The sequence below is a fragment of the Brevibacillus sp. SIMBA_040 genome, from assembly GCF_046535075.1.
Classification (GTDB): domain Bacteria; phylum Bacillota; class Bacilli; order Brevibacillales; family Brevibacillaceae; genus Brevibacillus.
Genome location: NZ_JAWRXI010000014.1, coordinates 68,417 through 86,161, shown reverse-complemented (window position 1 = coordinate 86,161; position 17,745 = coordinate 68,417). Strand labels below are relative to the sequence as shown.

Genomic DNA, 17,745 nt, shown 5'->3' with positions numbered 1-17,745 from the left:
GCTTCTGGTTTCATGGACATCCTTTTCCACATAGACTGGTGTCAGTGGTTGGAAAGGAGAGTATAGGCATTGCAACGACATATGTGTAAAGGAAAAATTCATCGGGCAACCGTAACACAGGCAGAACTAGACTATGTAGGCAGCATTACGATTGATTCTCTGCTACTGAAAGCGGCTGACATCAAGCCATATGAAATCGTGCAAATAACGAGTTTGCGCAATGCAACGCGCTGGAAGACATATGCTTTGCCAGCACCAGAAGGAACGGGAAAGATTTGCTTGAACGGACCGCCAGCGCATCTCTTTTCCCCAGGAGATATTGTGATTATTCTCAGTATGGGGATGTACGATGAGTGCGAGGTAGACAATCTGGTGCCGAAAGTGGTATTTGTCGATGAGAAAAACCAGATTACGAAAATAGAGGAGCACCATCTCATTACGAATGGGGAGACATCGCCATAAAAGCGCCAAACGTAGGGAAATGGGGCAAGCATCAACACCTGATAAAAGATAAGTTCCTGCTAGAGCATCTGCCAAGAACGCAGCTGTTTACTCCAGAAGGCTTGTGGGAGTATGCAAAGACTTATAAACGAGTGATGCTGAAGCCCTCAGGGGGAGGCGGTGGAGCAGGAATCATCCAGCTCACGAGTAAAGGGGAAGACCAATATCTCGTGCACGCAGGAAGCAAAAGGCGAGTCGTGGATGGGAAAGAGAACACGGTTCGATATGTGAAATCTCTATTTCGTCCCAAGCCATACTTGCTCCAACCACGTATCCCTTTAGGAAGAATTGACGGGAAGCCATTTGACGTACGCGTGATGGTTCAACGGTTGAACAAGAAATCGCCGTGGATCATCACAGGCTGGGTTGCCAAGGTCGCAGGAGCTGGGTATGTCGTGACCAATGTAGCCAGAAGCAGAGGTAGAGTTTTACCCATTCGTACCGCCATACGCAAATCGAATGTACCGCCTTCCATGTACCTATTGCCGGAGGTACGGAAAGTATCGCTTGCTGCTGCAAACTGTTTGGGAAAAGCGTACCCGAGTTTGCGAGAGATCGGATTGGATTTGGGCATCGATATCCATGCAAAGCCGTGGATCATTGAAGCGAATTTTCGCCCATCCTTATCTCTTTTCCGCCAGCTACAGGATCAGACCTTCTATCGTCGCATCAGAGCGATGCAGGCAAAATACTAAAAAATGCTTGAGGGCTAACAAAAGGGAGCGCCAGTACAATGGCAATCCCTTCTTTTTTTGGTTATTTCAACTGGTCCTGGGAGTGATGAAGCGATAATTGATCGATTGTTTCAAATTCATGAAACAAAGTAAAATCAACTTGCAATTTCGAATAAGGGATAAGCACTGGCATATGAGGAAAAAAGCTGATAGAATCCAGCTGATTATGATGAGGGGATGTATACTTCTTGAGAACATTACTATCAAAAAAAGACATCATTTTTGTGAGCTTCATGCTTTTTTCCATGTTCTTTGGTGCCGGTAACCTCATTTTTCCACCTTTTCTCGGGCAGTCTTCTGGGGATCAAGCGTGGTTGTCTCTCATCGGCTTTATTCTGTCAGCGGTCGGGCTGCCGATTCTCGGCGTTGTTGCCATTGCAAAAGCCGGGAGCTTTCCAGGATTAGCAGGTCGAGTCCATGGTCTTTTTGCTCTTATTTTTCCGTTTTTAATTTATGTTTCAATTGGACCAGGCTTGGCTATTCCGCGTGCTGGCAGTCTCGCTTTTGAAATGGGGATGGAGCCTTTTTTACCGGAGCAATGGGCCCATTCCGAATCCAGTCTTTTGGTGTATTCGTTGATTTTTTTCGCCATTGTCTGGTGGTTCAGCTTGTCGCCTTCCAAATTGGTGGATCGGTTTGGCAAGCTGCTGACGCCGACCCTGCTGGCGTTGATCGGCATCATTTATGTAAAAAGCTGGATTACTCCGCTTGGGAGTGCCACTGAGCCAACTGGCAATTATGCATCTCAACCTGTCATCCAAGGGTTTCTGGACGGGTATTTGACCATGGATGCATTGGCTGCTCTTGTTTTTGGTATCGTGGTTGCCAATACGCTCAGAAATAAAGGCGTCGAGGATAAAAAGAGCTTATCTTCCTACATGGTGCTTGCAGGTCTTGGAGCAGGTATACTGTTAACCGTAATTTACGTGATATTAGGCGTTCTCGGTTCAACACATCTTTCTGAAGAGAAGGCTGAAAATGGAGCACAAATCTTGACACTACTAATGAGTAAGCTGTTTGGAGAAAGTGGTACTCTTATTCTGGGTGTCATTTTTACCGTCGCATGCTTGTGTGTATCGACCGGGCTGGTCACATCGTGCAGCCAGTACTTTCATCAGATTTTTGGCAAGTTGAGCTACTCATGGTGGGTGACAATCCTATGTATCGCGAGCATGGGTGTTGCCGACTTGGGGTTAACTCAGATTTTAAGCGTATCTGTACCGATACTGGGGCTGATCTATCCGATGGCGATTGTCCTGATTCTCCTGGGGCTAGCAGAACGCTTTATTCCGCCGCATTCGTTTGTGTATATTACAGCTGTTGGGGTAGTTGCCTTATTTGGCCTGGTTGACCTCGTTAATACGACTTTTCTCACGCATCAATGGGACAAGTGGTTAATAGAGCTTCCGTTTTACAAGGAAGGTGCGGGGTGGGTCATGCCTGCTTTGCTGGCTGGATGCGCAGGGATGCTATTCGATTTCAAAAACAGAACGAGAGAGAATTGAGATAGAAAGGAAGCTTCACGAAGAGGAGGCTTCCTTTTTTCTGTGAAAAACGTCTCGACGTTTTTCATAAAAGTGGATGTGATCGCCCGCGGTCAAACACTTTTGTCCCCCGACGAGAGGGGAAAACGGTTATGAACGTTTTGTTACTTTTTTCATTTCCAGTCGTAATAAGAGTGTACTGATATAACACGTGTTAGAGAGGAAGAGAGAAGTGAGAGGTACTCCTGTGCTGGAGGCAGATCGTATCCATCAGCTGGATGGTATACGAGGCTTTGCCTTGTTTGGGATTTTGCTAGTAAACATGCCGACTTTTTTACATCCGATCTTGTTTCTTCCTGCGAATGGACTCCCTTATGAACATTCGATTTCAGATGCATGGATACGGTTGTTGTTTGATATGTTTGTACAAACGAAGTTTTACACGATTTTCTCGTTTTTGTTTGGGGCGGGCTTTTATTTGTTCATGAATCGTGCAGAGCAAAAGGGACTGCCGAAGAACACATTTTTTTTGCGAAGAGTTACTGTCCTGTTTTTGATTGGTGCCATTCATCTTGTTTTTTTCTGGTATGGCGACATTTTGCACACGTATGCAATCGCCGGTATGATGCTGTTGTTGTTTTTTAAACGAGCGGATAAAACGATTCGCAATTGGGCTTGGTCTTTACTGATCATGGTGCAAGTCATGTACGCACTCTTGCTGTTCATTCCCGCTGATCCATCAGTGGTCGGTAGTGATTCACATGCCCTTGCCCAGAGGGCGGTGGCAGCATATTCAAGTGGGAACTGGGGAGAATGGATGCAATTTCGAATCGCTCATGAATTCCCCATCGTCGCATCCAATGAATTTCTGGCTATTTTGACTGTCTTCCCGCTTTTTTTGTTCGGCTTGCTTGCTGCCAGACGTGGTGTCTTTTCGGCAAATGGACTAAACCGCGATGCTATTAAACGAGTTTGGTGGATGACGTTATTGTTTAGTCTTGTTTTTGTTGCGCTCATTCCCCTAGTGAAAAGCGGATATGTCCAATTCCCTGCACCAGATAATGTGGCAGTACTCATATTTGTGAACTGGAGTGGCCTGACCCTAAGTGCTTTCTACATTTGTTCATTTCTCTTCCTATACGAGAAAGGCGCTTTACAAAAAGGAATGAAGCATTTGGAGGCAGTCGGTAGAATGGCTCTCTCAAATTATTTGGCACAAACCATTGTTACACTCGTGCTGGTCGCGGTTTTCAAGATGTATGGATCACTGAGCTTACTGGTCGGGCTTGTGTACTGCTTGCTCCTGTTTCCACTGCAGATTGTGGTGAGCGAATGGTGGCTGACTCACTATCAGTTTGGACCCGCTGAATGGCTGTGGCGTTGTTTGACCTACGCGAGAATCATGCCAATGAAAAGGAATGGAGGAAATCATGAGATTTGATACGATTTTGACGATTGTAATCGTTCTTATCCTGACATCCTGTTATTGTTACCTATGGAAATGGTTACGTTCAAAAGCGTCCAGTTAAACTGGGCGTTTTTCTTTTTTGGGAAAAAGATCGGTCGCTCATCTTTGAGAAGTCTTCGATAGAGGTTTTTTTAACGTGTAAGAAAGTTTAATTGCTTCACCGTGAGAAAACGTCATTGCTTAAATTTTCTGGAACGCATAACAAGGTGCCTCAGGGTCCGCTTCTGGCATTACTTCGGTAAAACCAACCGCTAAAGCGCGGTCGCTCATCTTTGAGAAGTCTTCGATAGAGGTTTTTTTATGCATGGAAATAGCAGGATAAAAGTGGTGCCAAATGGGCAAAATTTCCCTATCTTCGTCCGTGGATCGTCGAGAGGAGGGGTGGCTGGGTGAATCGGAACGCACGCAAATGGTGGAGGATGAATAAACAAAAGCTGCAACAGCAACAGCAAAAGCCCGAGTCAAGCACGCAGATAGCGAAAGAGCTTGCAGCGAACGAAGCCGTCCTGCGCGAGCTATACACCAATTGTACGGATGTCGTTTACCGATCCTTTCTTATTGGCGGCTCGACGAAAGCACTTGTGATTTACATAGATGGCCTCTCAAACACAGAGGAGCTAGACAGAAGTGTCCTGTCCTCCTTGATGAATGGGAAGATATCCAAAGAGACGAATGCACGCAAGCTCGTGGAAAAGACGATTACGGTCTCAAAATGGCGGGAAATCACTACGCTTGAGGATTGTATAGAGTCCATCTCAAACGGCTGTCCAGTTCTTTTGATCGATCAGCAAGAAGCAGCACTTTCTTTTGGGTTGGAGAAGTGGGAGAAGCGTGCGATCGAAGAGCCTGTCGCAGAAGGAGTCGTGCGAGGACCGCGTGAGGGCTTTACCGAATCCCTAAACGTCAACACCTCGTTGCTCCGAAGACTCATCAAAAGTCCAGCGCTGAAGATGGAGCTGATGCAAATAGGCGGGTACACCAAAACAAAAGTAATTCTTGCCTATATTGATGGCATAGTCGACCCGACCTTGGTAACCGAGCTAAAGGCTAGATTAAACCGAATAGATATTGATGGCGTGTTGGAAAGTGGATACATTGAAGAACTGATAGAAGATCATCCTGGCTCACCGTTTCCACAAATATTGAGCACAGAGAGACCAGACGTTGCGTGCGGGAACTTACTGGAAGGTCGAGTAGCGATCCTGGTGGATGGCACGCCGTTCATCTTGATTGCTCCGACCACATTGATAGCCCTCTTGCAATCGAGCGAGGATTACTATCAGCGTTCCTTTGCCAGTACGGCGATCCGCTTGCTGCGATATGTATTCACACTCATGTCTTTATTACTGCCATCCCTTTATGTAGCGCTAATTACCTTTCACCACGAGATGGTTCCAACATCGTTATTAATCAGTATGGCATCTTCGCGGGAAGCTGTTCCGTTCCCTGCTTTAGTTGAAGCTTTGATTATGGAGATAACCTTCGAAGCGTTGCGTGAAGCGGGAGTGAGACTCCCAAAGCAGGTAGGTGCTGCTGTAAGTATCGTCGGAGCATTGGTAATTGGACAGGCTGCGGTTCAGGCTGGTTTGGTTTCGGCTCCAATGGTTATCGTGGTAGCCATTACGGGGATTGCATCCTTTATGATTCCGCACTACATTGCAGGGATTGCAATCAGACTTTTGCGCTTTCCCATGATGTTTCTTGCGGGTACGTTAGGCCTTTTGGGCATCATGCTAGGTATTATTGCGACGGTCGTCCACTTGTGTACGATCCGCTCTGTTGGCGTGCCATATTTGACTCCGTTTGCCCCAATGAAAGGAAAGGAATTGAAGGATGCACTTGTTCGTGCACCTTGGTGGATGCTGAATACAAGACCGCGTTTGACTGGTGAATCAAATATGTACCGGCAAGCTCAGGGATTAAAGCCTGATCCATCGAAAGGAGGCGACACATCATGAAATGGGGGCTGTTGTTGGGCATGAGCACGTTGGTTGGGCTAATTATCATTTACGAGTGGCCCAAGCTAAAGCCGCTCCCGAAGAAAGACAAGCTGAGCTTCTTCGTGCTTGTGTTTATGGGATGGTTTCTTTCGCTGTTTGACCTTCCCAATCTTCCAGGCCCTACCACAATGATCGAATCACTCTTCAAGCCGTTTTCGAAAATGCTCGAGTAATGTATAGAAGAGGGTGGGAAGATGCTCGGTAACGAGAAAATATCGGCCGGACAGATGGGCTTGTTGATGTTTTTTGCCATCTCCGCATCCGCTGTTACGGTAATCCCCGGGATAACCGGAAAATATGCGCAAAATGATCTGTGGCTCTCGCCAATCTGGGCGTCGATCATCGGCTACGTAACGGTGTATATCGCTTATCGGCTGCACCAGTTATATCCGAATCAATCCATAATCCAATACAGTCAAACCATTTTGGGGAGATTTCTTGGCAAGGTCGTGAGTCTCTTTTTTATTTTTTTCTATTTACATCTGACTGGTCTGATTGTAAGAGGCTACGCTGAATTTGTCGTTGGCAATTTCCTCACGAGAACACCAATTAGTGTTGTCATGATCAGTATGGTGTTGGTTGCTGCACTCGCAGTCAAAGGAGGGGGGGAAGTATTAGGGAGGACAGCACAATTCTTTTTCATCATTTTTCTGATACCTGTCGCTCTCATGCCATCTTTATTCGGGTCAATGAAGCTTCAATATCTGTTTCCCGTACTGGAGCATGGTCTAAAGCCAACGTTTCTGGGGGCTGCTTCTCCACAAGCATGGTTTAGTGAAGTCTTTTTGATGACATACTTTCTTCCTTTTGTATCAAATCAGGAAAAAAGTATGCGCGCAGGCATGCTGAGCGTATTTGGGACCATGATGCTACTTACGATTATCAATTTGTTCATTCTGCTTGTTATGGGAAGACAGGCCGGAGATTTTCTGTACCCGGTGATGGTCGCATTTCGCTACATCAGTGTTGCCGATTTCTTTCAGAACCTGGATTCAGTTGTTATGGGAATTTGGATTATCGGGTTGTACCAAAAAATCAGTGTATTTTATTACGCTACCGTCATTGGAACGAGTCAGCTGCTTGGGCTTCATGACTATCGTCCACTTGTCCTGCCATTTGGCATATTGGTCGTTATCATGGGGTTTTGGTCGATCCCGGACCAGCTTCACGTTAGCCAGTTCGATACTTTCGCCTTTCCATTCTACGGCCCACTTGTTCAAACGGTCTTTCCTCTCCTGCTGCTGATCCTTGCTTTTTGGCAAAAAAGAGATGAGGCAAGTCAGACAGGGCGCACCGCACTGACAGATGGCACCGAATCCTAGTCAGGGGGATCAAAAAGACATGCTGGAGACAGGAAAAATATCAGCATTGCAAATGGTGATGACGATTTATCCGGTCATGATGTCTACGGCGATGCTGGCTGGACCAAATATAATGGCGAAGGAAGCAATGAATGACTTGTGGATCTCACCAATATGGGCCGCTCTTATCGGATTTCTTTGCGTGTACGTTACCCACCAGCTGCACGCAAAATATCCCCAAAAAACGTTTATCGAGCAGAGCGAAGAAATCCTTGGCAAACTGCTTGGCAAGTTGCTAGGATTTTTCTACATTTGCTTTTTCCTGCAGATTAACGGCTTCATTGTTCGCGAATACGCAGATTTTATTTCTATCTTCCTGGTAAACACTCCACTCAGTTTGATTTCAGGAGTCCTTGTACTCGTGTGTGCCATGGCGGTGATGGGAGGTGTGGAGGTAATGGCAAGATCAGCTCAGTTTTTTTTTCCGCTGTTCGTGATTCCTCTGCTGGTCATGATTGGGCTTATCTTCCCGGATTTGGAGCCGCGAAACATTTTTCCTATTTTAGGGAATGGTCTGATCCCGACATTGAAAGGAGCAGTTACTCCCCTAGGATGGTTCAGTGAGGTGTTTCTCATCTCCTTTTTGCTGCCCTTCCTCACAGACGAGAAAAAAGGAAAGCGATACGGAATGATAACGGTTGGACTGGTCATGCTCTCTATGATTATGGTAAACCTCGTCACGTATTTTTTGATGGGAGATGCGACGGGACGGATTCTGTTTCCCGTGATGGACACAGCCAGATATATAAGTATCGCTGACTTTTTTGAAAATCTGGAGTCGGGAGTCATGGCTATATGGGTGATTGGCGCGTTTGTAAAAGTCTCCATGTTTTACTACGCTACCGTCCTTGGGGCAGCACAATGGTTGAATCTCACTACCTATCGACCAATTGTACTCCCGATTGGTTTACTTACCGTGATCTTTAGCTTTTGGGGCTTGCCTAATTTAGCCGTAGTAGGGAATTTGCATCTTTTTGTCATCCCAGTTCTGCTTGTTTCGTTTTGTTGTCTAATTCCGGTCATTCTGCTAGTCATCACTGCTATAAAAAAAAGCAACACGGCCTATAAAGGAGTAGGGTCCGGATGAGGGCCAAGTATGTGGTTCTTGTCTTTTGCAGTTTGTTGCTTGGCGGGTGCTGGGACCGGACAGAAATCAATGATTTGGCGATTGTTACCGCGGCAGCAATCGATAATGAGGAAGACCAGAAGATCAGATTGAGTATTCAGGTGTTTATCCCGCGAGAGCTAACGAGTGGACAAGGAGGGACTGGCAGTGGTAGTGGTGGTGAATTGACCACAGTTTACAGTGGAACGGGGGTTAATATTTCGGACGCGATGTCCAAAGTACAAGCCAAGCTTTCCCGCAAAATTTTTTGGGGACATTGCAAGGTGTATTTGTTTGGTGAGGACGCTGCAAAACAGGGAATGGCGGAACACATCGACTTTCTCGTCCGACACCCAGGTCCCCGGAATCGAGCCTATCTGTATGTAACGAGGGGAAAAGCAAAAGAAGGGCTTGCTTTAAAAACGGTGCTTGAGCGATCTTCTGCAGAGGCTCTGCGCGAATTTGCAAGTCTCCATATTGGAATGGCGGTGACACTCGTCGATTACCGAAACATGCTAAAAAGCGAGTCAGAGGCGGTAGCGGTTCCAATGATTGAGAATGGATCAAAGCTGCAAACGCCAGCGCAAATCCAAACCAAATCCATTTTAATTGGTACAGCAGTCTTCAAGAAGGATAAAATGATCGGTCATATTTCTCCAAAGGTAACACGCGGACTTATGTGGTTACGAAATGAAGTCACCAAAGCGGCGATAACGATACAGCCACCACATGTCAACGGAATTGTTTCTGTGATGCCTAGCCGTTCCAGTGTAACGCTGGACCCTCTGATAAAAAATGGAAAATGGAGTATGCTGGTCAAAGTCGACACGGAAGGTGATGTCGTAGAAAACGGCACATTGCTCAACCTCATGAATCCTGACTTGCTCTCCATCGTCCAAAAAGCAGTTCGGGATGATATTCAAGCCCGAATCACCTTTTCACTCGGTACCTTGCAAAAGGGATTGAAGGCAGATGTGGCAAACTTCGCGGGTGCTTTTCACCGGAAGTATCCAAAAGAGTGGGAGCAAAACAAAGATCAATGGGAAAAGATTTTTCCGAAGATAGAGGTCCGTAGCCAAATCAATGTTAAAATCCGCCGCCCTGGATTGATCTCAGCACCTGCGGGGGTTCCTGAGGAGGATGTCATTAAAAAGTAGGCTTTGGATAAAAAAGTCCAGAAAGGGGGCATAGCATGGATGGTAGATGGATTCCCTTTTTCATAGGCTCTTTCGTGGGAACGATATTGGCAACGATTTGTCTGTGTCTGATTCTGTTCCTGTTTTTTCGCTCCATTACACAATGGATGCTAGGGCGTTTCATGAAGCGTTTGATGTCAGATCGTTACCCGGAGAACATCTTTGAAATGGTATCTGCCATGACAAAAGTAAGCCCTCGGATCGTACTGGAAAATAGCTTGCGTGCGACTTCAGGTCAAGCAATTGAACGTCCATTTGGCAGTCCACGTAAATTCCTTAACTTTGACGGACTGATCTTTTCCCCCGCTCAGCTAGCTGTCTTGCCTGCCCATGAGGATGAGGAGGTCGATATGAGCATTACGATTGGTCCCATAGCCAAAAAACCTTTGAAGCTCGACATCCCGGTGATGGCAGGGGCGATGGGGTTTGGAATCGGGATCAGTGAGAGTGTAAAGATCGCTATTGCAAAAGGGACAGCCGCCGCAGGGACGCTCACAAATACGGGAGAAGGTCCACTCCTGCCAGAGGAACGGCAATTCGCCAAGCACTTGGTGATTCAATACAACTCCGGGACATGGTCAAAAGAGCCGGAGACCTTAAAGCAAGCCGACGCGATCGAAATTCATTTTGGACAAGGAGCGACTGCTGCAGCCGCAAGCTTTATTCCCGCTGAGTTTCTCAAAGGAAAAGCTAGCAAATTAATGGGGGTCGAGGGTGAGGAGATGGTGGTTATTCCTTCCAGACAGCCAGAGGTTAACAATCAAGAAGACCTTTTGAAGCTCGTTGACAAGCTGCGCACGATTACGGGAGGAGTACCGATTGGGGTCAAAATTTGTGCGAGTGCCATTCTTGAAGCGGATTTAGAGATCGCAATTCAAGCCGGTGTGGACTTTATCAGTATTGATGGAGGACAAGCGGGTACCAAAGGCGGTCCTCCAATCCTTGAGGATGATTTTGGTCTGCCAACCATTTACGCTTTGACACGTGCCGTTCGCTATTTACAGGAGCGTGGAGTAAAGGACAAAATCACGCTTTTGTCCGGTGGTGGTTATAACAATCCAGGAGAATGCTTAAAAGCAATCGCATTGGGGGCAGATGGCATTTTTATGGGAACAGCAATGTTATGGGCGATGACGCATGACCAGGTAACCAAAGCAATCCCTTGGGAACCGCCAACGATGCTTACCAATTATCCAGGTACGTTGAAAGAAAAATTCAATGCTGATGAAGCGACACATTTTTTGACCAACTTTTTTCTGGCGTTTGTAGATGAGATGGAGATCGCCCTATTAGCAATGGGGAAAACCTCTTTGGCAGAAGTGTCGATTGATGATCTAGTGGCTTTAGATGAATTGACTAGCAAGGTAACGAGGGTCCCTCTGGCGTATCAAGCCCCCTCGAAAGGACAAAATGGGGGATAAGAGGGCTTTGGCGAGGAGGGATTCATATCAACCGGGAGATCATCCAGATAAAAAAGCCTTTTCATAAGCCGGGATGGATCATGACACAGACTTGGGAGCATTTATTGTTTGTTCACTGGGCAGTTTCGCCAAGCTTACTCCGAGGTCTCATTCCAAATGAACTGGAGATAGACACGTATAATGGCATGGCGTGGCTTGGGATCATACCGTTTTTGATGAGCGGTGTTCGGATACGGCGAATGCCGATGGTCCCGTTTACGTCGACGTTTCCGGAGATCAATGTGAGGACCTACGTAAAAGCGAAGCAAAAGTCTGGTGTGTATTTCCTCTCGCTAGATGCTTCTAATCCACTGATAACAGCAATTGCGAAACAATGGTATCGCCTGCCCTATTCTCATGCCAGTATGCGCTTTTCCAGGCAAGGACAAACCATTGACTTTGAGTCGCGCAGGCTAGACAAGAATCGTCTGTCCGTACAGTTTTCGGGCAAATATGAGGCAAGTGGACAGCCGATTGAAGCAGCAGAGGGAGCCATCGAGAATTGGCTCACGGAACGCTATACACTTTTTTGTCGCTGTAGGCGTGCAAATCGCCTCTATTTCGCGGATGTCTATCACGAGCCATGGGTCTTGCAAAAGGCAGCTGTCCACATGAGAGAAAATACAATGACAAGTAGCTTATCGATCCCTCTTGCGGCAAATCCCGATTACGCTTTTTACGCTCGTGGTGTGGAAAGCTATGTTTGGCCGATTACTAGGCTGGAATGAGGGGGGAGGCGGTGGTGAGCTTATGAAAAGAATGCTTCTCATTCCGGTTATCCTTCTGAGCACGCTATCGCTTGCTGGATGCTGGGACCGGACAGAAATCAATGATTTGGCGATTATTACTGCTGTAGCGTTCGACAAGGCAAACGAGAAAGAAATTGAGCTGTCCGTCCAAATCTTTGTTCCTCGTTCGCTGAGTGGTAGTAATTCATCCACTGGAGGAGGAGGAGGAGGAGGAGGAGGAAATCTCCCTACGACTATCATGAGGACGACCAAAGGAGTAAATGTGGCGGATGCTCTATCTAAAATGCAGGCGAATCTGCCGCGAACCATTTTTTGGGGACATTGCAAGATTTACATGTATGGAGAAGAATTGGCCAAGCACGGAATTGTTGAGCTGGTAGACTTTTTAACGCGTCATCCAGAGCCGCGTAATCGAGCATTCATGTTTGTAAGTAAAGGAAAAGCAAAAGAATTGCTCAAATTAACACCGCGGCTAGAAATGAATTCGGCAGAAGTGGTCCGGAAGCTGACAGGATTGGATGTTGGTATGGAGGTGACACTTCTGGAGCTTCAAAAGATGCTGGACGGGAGCTCGAGAGCGGCAGTTATTCCTATGATATCGATTATGCCGCCGGAAAAGATGTCACAGCCGATGAAAACCAATCCTTACCTAATCGGAACAGCCGTATTCAAACAGGGGAAAATGAGCGGCATGTTATCGGAGCGCTACACCAGAGGAGCCATGTGGATTCGAAACGAAATATCTGCCACCACGGTTACCGTCAAAGCAAAGGGAGTCAAAGGCTTTGTCTCACTAAACCCGATTAGGGAAGTAACAAGGCTAGATCCCATCATTGAAAATGGAAAATGGAAAATGGTCGTTGAAGTGGAGACAGAGGGGGATTTGATTCAAAATGGCACCAATTTGAATCTTACAGTACTCAAGCTGATGAAGATTATGGAAACAGCACTGAGAGAAGATATTGATACCCGAGTCAAAAGTACACTCAAGGTAGCACAAAAAGACCTCAAGGCAGATATTTTTGATTTTGCTACTCATTTTCGACGTAAGTATCCAAGAGAATTCGCGGCAGTTAAGGACAGATGGGAACAGGTCTTTCCAAATATTGAAGTCGAGACAAGAATTAAAGCTTATATACGTCGCCCAGGGTTGACTACGATTCCAGGAGGAATTCCTGAATCTGAGGTGAGAGAAAAGTGAAATGGGCGGCTATTCTCGGACTTACCTTGGTTGTTGTAATCATCTGGATGGTGGATCGAAAAGCAGTAAAGGCAAGTACAGGCAGGACGAAATTTACGTTTTGCTTTTTGACTGTTGTGGGCTGGGTGATTGGAGCTCTCCTCTTCCTTTTTCCAGATATGCCTGGTCCTTCACAAGTGTGGTTATTCATTTTTAAGCCTCTCTCCAACATAGTAGGACTACATTAATAACTTCAGGGTGAAGGACATGGCACATAAAACAACAATATCCGGAATGCAAATGGGGCTCCTGTTGTTCCCGGTGATTGTGGCAACAGCAGATCTCATCGTACCTACCATAACAACGAAATACGCAGGGCGGGATATGTGGCTGTCACCCGTTTGTGCCTCCATCGTCGGTTTTTTGACGGTCTATCTCATTTTCAAACTACATGAATTGTATCCGAGACAGACGATTATCCAATACAGTACGCAAATAGTCGGCGCTATTCCAGGGAAAATCGTAGCGTTTATTATTTTGTACGATATTCTCTACACGAACGGCAACATCTTGAGATTGTACGGGGAGTTTATTGTTGGCTCCTTTTTACATGAAACGCCTCTAGTTGTTGTTATGGCAAGCATACTGCTGCTTTGTGCGTTCACGATTCGAGCGGGACTGGAGGTACTCGCTCGTGCTGCTCAGATATTGGTTCCTCTCTTATTTTTGTTCTACATGGTTGTCGTTCTTTTAATGATTCCGTTTATGAAAACAGAGAACTTCTTTCCCGTCCTCGAGCATGGTTTTATTCCTGTATTGCGTGGGGCTATAACCCCTCAAGGGTGGTTTAGTGAAGTCATCTTGTTTTCTTTTTTAGCACCATTTTTGCCCTCTCAAACAAAAGGTATGAAAGCCGGCTTTGTAACAGTGATATTTGCAGCTATGGCTCTGTTTTCTTTGAATCTGTCTGCGCTTTTGATACTCGGAGGAGAGGTAGGCGCGATGACATACCCCTTCTACACAGCCATACAAATGATTAGTTATGCGGATTTTTTTGAGAACTTCGATGCCGTAGTGATTGCGATATGGGTAGCTGGAGCTTTTGTTAAAATGTCGATGTTCTATTATTCCTTATCCCTCGGAACAGCTCAATTGATGGGAATAGACGACTACCGACCTCTTGTTTTTCCGCTTGGTTTATTGCTCATTTTGTTCAGCTTTTGGACGGCACCCGATATGTCAACGTTATCCAGCAATATAGCAAAAACGGCTGGCTTTCAAACCTCACTGATTTTTTCGTTCTTGCCATTATTGCTCTATATCGTCGCACATCTGCGAATGAAGCACAGATCAAAAACGGGGAATACCTACGCTGCCGATTTGAAAAAATAGGGTGGCGATAAGTAAAATAAATCAGGGAAACGAAGAGAAATGAAAAAGGATATTGGATGAGCGATGGAAAATAGTAGGAGGGAGAAAAGGAAGGAGAGAGAATGCTATGCTGCTTGCCTACGTTCAATTAGCGCTATCCATGGCTTTTGTAGGCATTAACATTTCCATCGGAAAAGAAATTGTAGCGCATGTTCCTGTTTTTTTGTTTTCTGAGCTCCGTTTTTTAATCGCCATCCTAATCCTGCTGCCGCTGCTTGCCTCACGTGGCGAATGGAAAACCTCCTGGACCCGGGAGGAGGGCAAGGTATTATTTTGGCAATCGTTTTTCGGCGTATTTTTGTTTAGTATTTGCATGCTTTACGGGGTGCAGTGGACGAGCGCGACAGCAGCAGGGATTATTACTAGCACCGTACCCGCCTGTATTGCTTTGTTCTCCTTTTGGATTCTCAAGGAAAAGCTGCAGGTTAACAATATGTTCGCCATTTTACTGTCAGTGTGCGGTATCGCGTTCATCACCTTCACCACAGGTGGAAACGTCGAGCAGTCGTTGGCAAGCATGCTAGGTAATGCACTTGTATTCTTGGCGGTTGTCAGTGAGGCGCTATTCACCATTTTTGCAAAACGACTGGCTGGAAAGATTACGCCTTTCCAGATGACAGCTGCGATCAATGTAATTAGCTTTGTCTTATTTTTACCGTTTGCCATCTGGGAGGGACTTCGCTTTGAATGGGGGAGCGTACCTGCTGGCGTCTGGGGACTGATCTTGTATTATGCGATTACTGCAAGTGTTCTCTCTTTTTTCCTCTGGTATAAAGGAGTGGCCAAAGTCGAAGCCTCCAAAGCGGGTTTGTTTACAGGGATGATGCCAATTAGCGCAGCCCTCGTAGCTATTTTGTTCCTGAATGAAATTTTCTCATGGATGCATGCGATTGGAATGTCTCTGGTTCTGGCATCTATTGTCGTTGGAACGATGCGATTTCGGCAAAAAGATATGACCGTGCAGAGATAGGGTTAGAGAACCTGAGTTTTTCCTGCCTTTTGGATCAAAAAAAGCGTTCTGGCTTTAGGGCCAAAACGCTTTTTTGGTTATGATTTGGTCAGTACATTTTCCAAATCTTTTACGCCGCTGTAAATGAGGTTGAACAGCTCGTCAATTCCATTTTCCTCGATGCAAGAGAAGGCAACGCGCAGGTCTGTTTCACCCAGAGCAATCGTACCGACTCCGTATTGATCCAATAGGTGGTTACGCAATGCTTCTGCATCTACTGTTTTCAATTTGAGGCACATAAAGTAGCCGGAGTTGAACGGGTAGTAGCCCCATGCATCATCAAACTTGCCAGTGTCCAGCAGTTGTTTGACTCGATTTGCACGGCCTTTCATGATCTCAAATTTCTCTTGCTTCTGCGCGTGGAATTCCGGCGAAGTGAGAGCGTGCAGAACAAAGGTTTGCGAAGGGTGTGCACCACTGGAAATCGTCGCACGGATAATACCCAATGTTTTTTGTTCCAGTGCACTTAAGAGATCGCTGGATGGAGCCGCATAGGTAATGAAACCAACACGGAATCCCCATACATATTCTTCTTTCGTTGCACCATCTACTTTAATTGGCAGAATACGTGGATGCAAATCGCACAGGTTTGCAAACATCGACTCTGTCATCGAATCTTCGAAGAACAGACCAAAGTAAGCGTCGTCTGTTACAACCACGAGATTGATACCAGCCTCAGCGCCTTCTTTCAGTGCTTCTACGATTTGTTTTCCTTCCTCAGCTCCAGGAGTATAGCCTGTTGGGTTGTTCGGGAAGTTGAGGATAACGATTGCTTTCCCTTTTTCTTTTTGTGCAAGAATCGCGTCACGCAACCCAGCAGCATTAAACTTCATTTCATCGTTATATAACGGGTAGTACATCATTTCTGCACCACGGCGGATGCCGAAAGTAAGCTCGTAGTTTTCCCAGTTTTTATCTGGAATGATCACACTGTCACCATTATCTGCATACAGGTCAGCCACAACGCTCAATCCGTGAGTCAAGGCATTGGTCACAATCGGATTGCTGAATGATTTTGTAGCCAGGGAAGGCTGCTCTTCAATCATTTTTTTACGCCAAGCGGTACGCAGCTCAGGTTTTCCTGCGGGAGGAGCATATTCGTACAAGTCTTTTGGCGCAAAAGCAGACAGGTTATCCTGAATAACTTTCAAATGCATAGGCTGCCCGTTTTCGAGAGCAATCCCGATCGTAGCATTGTATTTTTTTGCTTTCGCTTTTGCTTCAGCAGACTGGCTAAGAATCCCTTCTTTTGGGAAATAAATCTGTTTTCCGATATTGGACAGCATGTCAAAAACGTGTGGATTTTCCCGCTGAATCGTTTCGTTCAGCTGTGTTGCTATAGAATGCATGATAGCCTCCCTCTTCATTTAGAACATCTGTATGTTTACCAATAAAGATAGCGTATCTACACGCATTTGTCATCTACCATGGGACGATTTTTCAGATTTTTGAACGGATTTCCTTTGACAGGATGGGGTGGCTTTGCTACCTTGGAAGCGACGAAGTACGATGTGCGGGAGGTTGAGGAGTATGGCAGAACACAAGATTATCCGTTTGGGAGATCCGGTTTTGCGAGAAGTCTCAAAAAAAGTCTCAACGATCACCACACATACGGAAAAGATTTTAGATGATTTGGCACACACGATTTATGCTGATAAAGGCAGGGCGGGCTTGTCAGCTATTCAGATTGGAATACCGAAACGGCTGATTGTTATGGACTGTGGCAGTGGCTTAACTGAGCTGATCAATCCCCGAATCATCGAAACAGAAGGTGAGCAGACGGGACCAGAAGCATGCCTCTCGATACCAGGTGTAGTAGGGTTCATCACCCGAGCAGCTTATGTAAAGGTCGAAACGCTAAACCGCAGAGGGGAGACTGTTACGATCGAGGCTGATAATTTATTGGCTCGCTGTATTCAACATGAACTGGATCATCTCGAGGGAATCCTATTTATTGATTACGTAGATGAACTGTATTCGGCACGATCGGGAAAAAAACTGAAGCCGCAAGACGCCCATCCCATTTTGCTTCAAAGAAGATTGATTCAGAAAAAGTGAAACAACGGG

17 protein-coding genes are annotated in these 17,745 nt (G+C 46.0%); 16 read left to right on the top strand and 1 reads right to left on the bottom strand.

All coding sequences use genetic code 11. The features are described from left to right. Nucleotides 1-69: 69 nt before the first annotated feature. The 15 genes from panD (at nt 70) to SB752_RS22205 (ending at nt 15,639) form a co-directional block, all read left to right on the top strand. A complete protein-coding gene (gene panD, locus SB752_RS22275; protein ID WP_410717733.1) occupies nt 70-462 on the top strand; it encodes an aspartate 1-decarboxylase in 393 nt (130 codons plus the stop codon). Further along, the gene (locus SB752_RS22270) at nt 453-1,196 is read left to right on the top strand and encodes a YheC/YheD family protein (protein WP_410717780.1); all 744 of its coding nucleotides are present in this window, start codon (nt 453-455) and stop codon (nt 1,194-1,196) included. The genes panD and SB752_RS22270 overlap by 10 nt, the downstream gene beginning before the upstream one ends. Nucleotides 1,197-1,423: 227 nt before the next feature. After that, on the top strand, nt 1,424-2,740 hold the full coding sequence (gene brnQ, locus SB752_RS22265) for a branched-chain amino acid transport system II carrier protein (RefSeq protein ID WP_410717732.1): 1,317 nt from the start codon (nt 1,424-1,426) through the stop codon (nt 2,738-2,740). 211 nt (nt 2,741-2,951) lie between these two features. Next, the gene (locus SB752_RS22260; RefSeq protein WP_410717731.1) at nt 2,952-4,160 is read left to right on the top strand and encodes a DUF418 domain-containing protein; all 1,209 of its coding nucleotides are present in this window, start codon (nt 2,952-2,954) and stop codon (nt 4,158-4,160) included. Between the two features lie 446 nt (nt 4,161-4,606). Beyond that, entirely contained in the window at nt 4,607-6,145 is a 1,539-nt protein-coding gene (locus SB752_RS22255; RefSeq protein ID WP_410717779.1) for a spore germination protein, read from the top strand. After that, nucleotides 6,142-6,360, top strand: a complete 219-nt coding sequence (locus SB752_RS22250; protein WP_410717730.1) for a hypothetical protein — start codon at nt 6,142-6,144, stop codon at nt 6,358-6,360. Before SB752_RS22255 ends, SB752_RS22250 begins: the two co-directional genes overlap by 4 nt. A 21-nt stretch (nt 6,361-6,381) precedes the next feature. Beyond that, complete coding sequence (locus SB752_RS22245) at nt 6,382-7,509, top strand: GerAB/ArcD/ProY family transporter (protein ID WP_410717729.1); 1,128 nt, start codon at nt 6,382-6,384, stop codon at nt 7,507-7,509. 19 nt (nt 7,510-7,528) lie between these two features. Continuing rightward, the gene (locus SB752_RS22240) at nt 7,529-8,635 is read left to right on the top strand and encodes a GerAB/ArcD/ProY family transporter (protein ID WP_410717728.1); all 1,107 of its coding nucleotides are present in this window, start codon (nt 7,529-7,531) and stop codon (nt 8,633-8,635) included. Further along, on the top strand, nt 8,632-9,810 hold the full coding sequence (locus tag SB752_RS22235) for a Ger(x)C family spore germination protein (RefSeq protein WP_410717727.1): 1,179 nt from the start codon (nt 8,632-8,634) through the stop codon (nt 9,808-9,810). Before SB752_RS22240 ends, SB752_RS22235 begins: the two co-directional genes overlap by 4 nt. Nucleotides 9,811-9,845: 35 nt before the next feature. Then, complete coding sequence (locus SB752_RS22230; protein ID WP_410717726.1) at nt 9,846-11,270, top strand: FMN-binding glutamate synthase family protein; 1,425 nt, start codon at nt 9,846-9,848, stop codon at nt 11,268-11,270. 80 nt (nt 11,271-11,350) lie between these two features. Then, entirely contained in the window at nt 11,351-12,037 is a 687-nt protein-coding gene (locus tag SB752_RS22225) for a YqjF family protein (RefSeq protein WP_410717725.1), read from the top strand. A 22-nt stretch (nt 12,038-12,059) separates the two neighbouring features. Continuing rightward, nucleotides 12,060-13,259 carry a Ger(x)C family spore germination protein gene (locus tag SB752_RS22220; RefSeq protein WP_410717724.1) on the top strand — a complete coding sequence of 400 codons (1,200 nt, stop codon included), beginning with the start codon at nt 12,060-12,062 and terminating at the stop codon, nt 13,257-13,259. Further along, nucleotides 13,256-13,486 carry a hypothetical protein gene (locus SB752_RS22215; RefSeq protein WP_410717723.1) on the top strand — a complete coding sequence of 77 codons (231 nt, stop codon included), beginning with the start codon at nt 13,256-13,258 and terminating at the stop codon, nt 13,484-13,486. Before SB752_RS22220 ends, SB752_RS22215 begins: the two co-directional genes overlap by 4 nt. A gap of 19 nt (nt 13,487-13,505) precedes the next feature. Further along, the gene (locus SB752_RS22210; RefSeq protein ID WP_410717722.1) at nt 13,506-14,630 is read left to right on the top strand and encodes a GerAB/ArcD/ProY family transporter; all 1,125 of its coding nucleotides are present in this window, start codon (nt 13,506-13,508) and stop codon (nt 14,628-14,630) included. Between the two features lie 106 nt (nt 14,631-14,736). Further along, nucleotides 14,737-15,639 (top strand): DMT family transporter, encoded by a 903-nt coding sequence (locus SB752_RS22205; RefSeq protein WP_410717721.1) that lies wholly within the window; start codon nt 14,737-14,739, stop codon nt 15,637-15,639. Between the two features lie 77 nt (nt 15,640-15,716). Here the strand turns inward: SB752_RS22205 and SB752_RS22200 are convergent, their stop codons facing one another. Continuing rightward, nucleotides 15,717-17,027, bottom strand: coding sequence for an aminotransferase class I/II-fold pyridoxal phosphate-dependent enzyme (locus SB752_RS22200; protein WP_410717720.1), 1,311 nt, complete (start codon nt 17,025-17,027; stop codon nt 15,717-15,719). A gap of 181 nt (nt 17,028-17,208) precedes the next feature. Between SB752_RS22200 and def the strand changes: the two genes are divergently transcribed. Further along, on the top strand, nt 17,209-17,736 hold the full coding sequence (gene def, locus SB752_RS22195; protein ID WP_410717719.1) for a peptide deformylase: 528 nt from the start codon (nt 17,209-17,211) through the stop codon (nt 17,734-17,736). The last annotated feature ends 9 nt before the right edge of the window (nt 17,737-17,745 follow it).

Excerpts from the sequence above, each read along its gene's own strand:
- SB752_RS22255 (WP_410717779.1), top strand. The coding sequence starts at position 4,607 with ATGAATAAACAAAAGCTGCAACAGCAACAGCAAAAGCCCGAGTCAAGC.
- SB752_RS22250 (WP_410717730.1), top strand. The coding sequence starts at position 6,142 with ATGAAATGGGGGCTGTTGTTGGGCATGAGCACGTTGGTTGGGCTAATT.
- SB752_RS22245 (WP_410717729.1), top strand. The coding sequence starts at position 6,382 with ATGCTCGGTAACGAGAAAATATCGGCCGGACAGATGGGCTTGTTGATG.
- SB752_RS22240 (WP_410717728.1), top strand. The coding sequence starts at position 7,529 with ATGCTGGAGACAGGAAAAATATCAGCATTGCAAATGGTGATGACGATT.
- SB752_RS22235 (WP_410717727.1), top strand. The coding sequence starts at position 8,632 with ATGAGGGCCAAGTATGTGGTTCTTGTCTTTTGCAGTTTGTTGCTTGGC.
- SB752_RS22230 (WP_410717726.1), top strand. The coding sequence starts at position 9,846 with ATGGATGGTAGATGGATTCCCTTTTTCATAGGCTCTTTCGTGGGAACG.
- SB752_RS22225 (WP_410717725.1), top strand. The coding sequence starts at position 11,351 with ATGACACAGACTTGGGAGCATTTATTGTTTGTTCACTGGGCAGTTTCG.
- SB752_RS22220 (WP_410717724.1), top strand. The coding sequence starts at position 12,060 with ATGAAAAGAATGCTTCTCATTCCGGTTATCCTTCTGAGCACGCTATCG.
- SB752_RS22210 (WP_410717722.1), top strand. The coding sequence starts at position 13,506 with ATGGCACATAAAACAACAATATCCGGAATGCAAATGGGGCTCCTGTTG.
- SB752_RS22205 (WP_410717721.1), top strand. The coding sequence starts at position 14,737 with ATGCTGCTTGCCTACGTTCAATTAGCGCTATCCATGGCTTTTGTAGGC.
- SB752_RS22200 (WP_410717720.1), bottom strand. The coding sequence starts at position 17,027 with ATGCATTCTATAGCAACACAGCTGAACGAAACGATTCAGCGGGAAAAT.
- def (WP_410717719.1), top strand. The coding sequence starts at position 17,209 with ATGGCAGAACACAAGATTATCCGTTTGGGAGATCCGGTTTTGCGAGAA.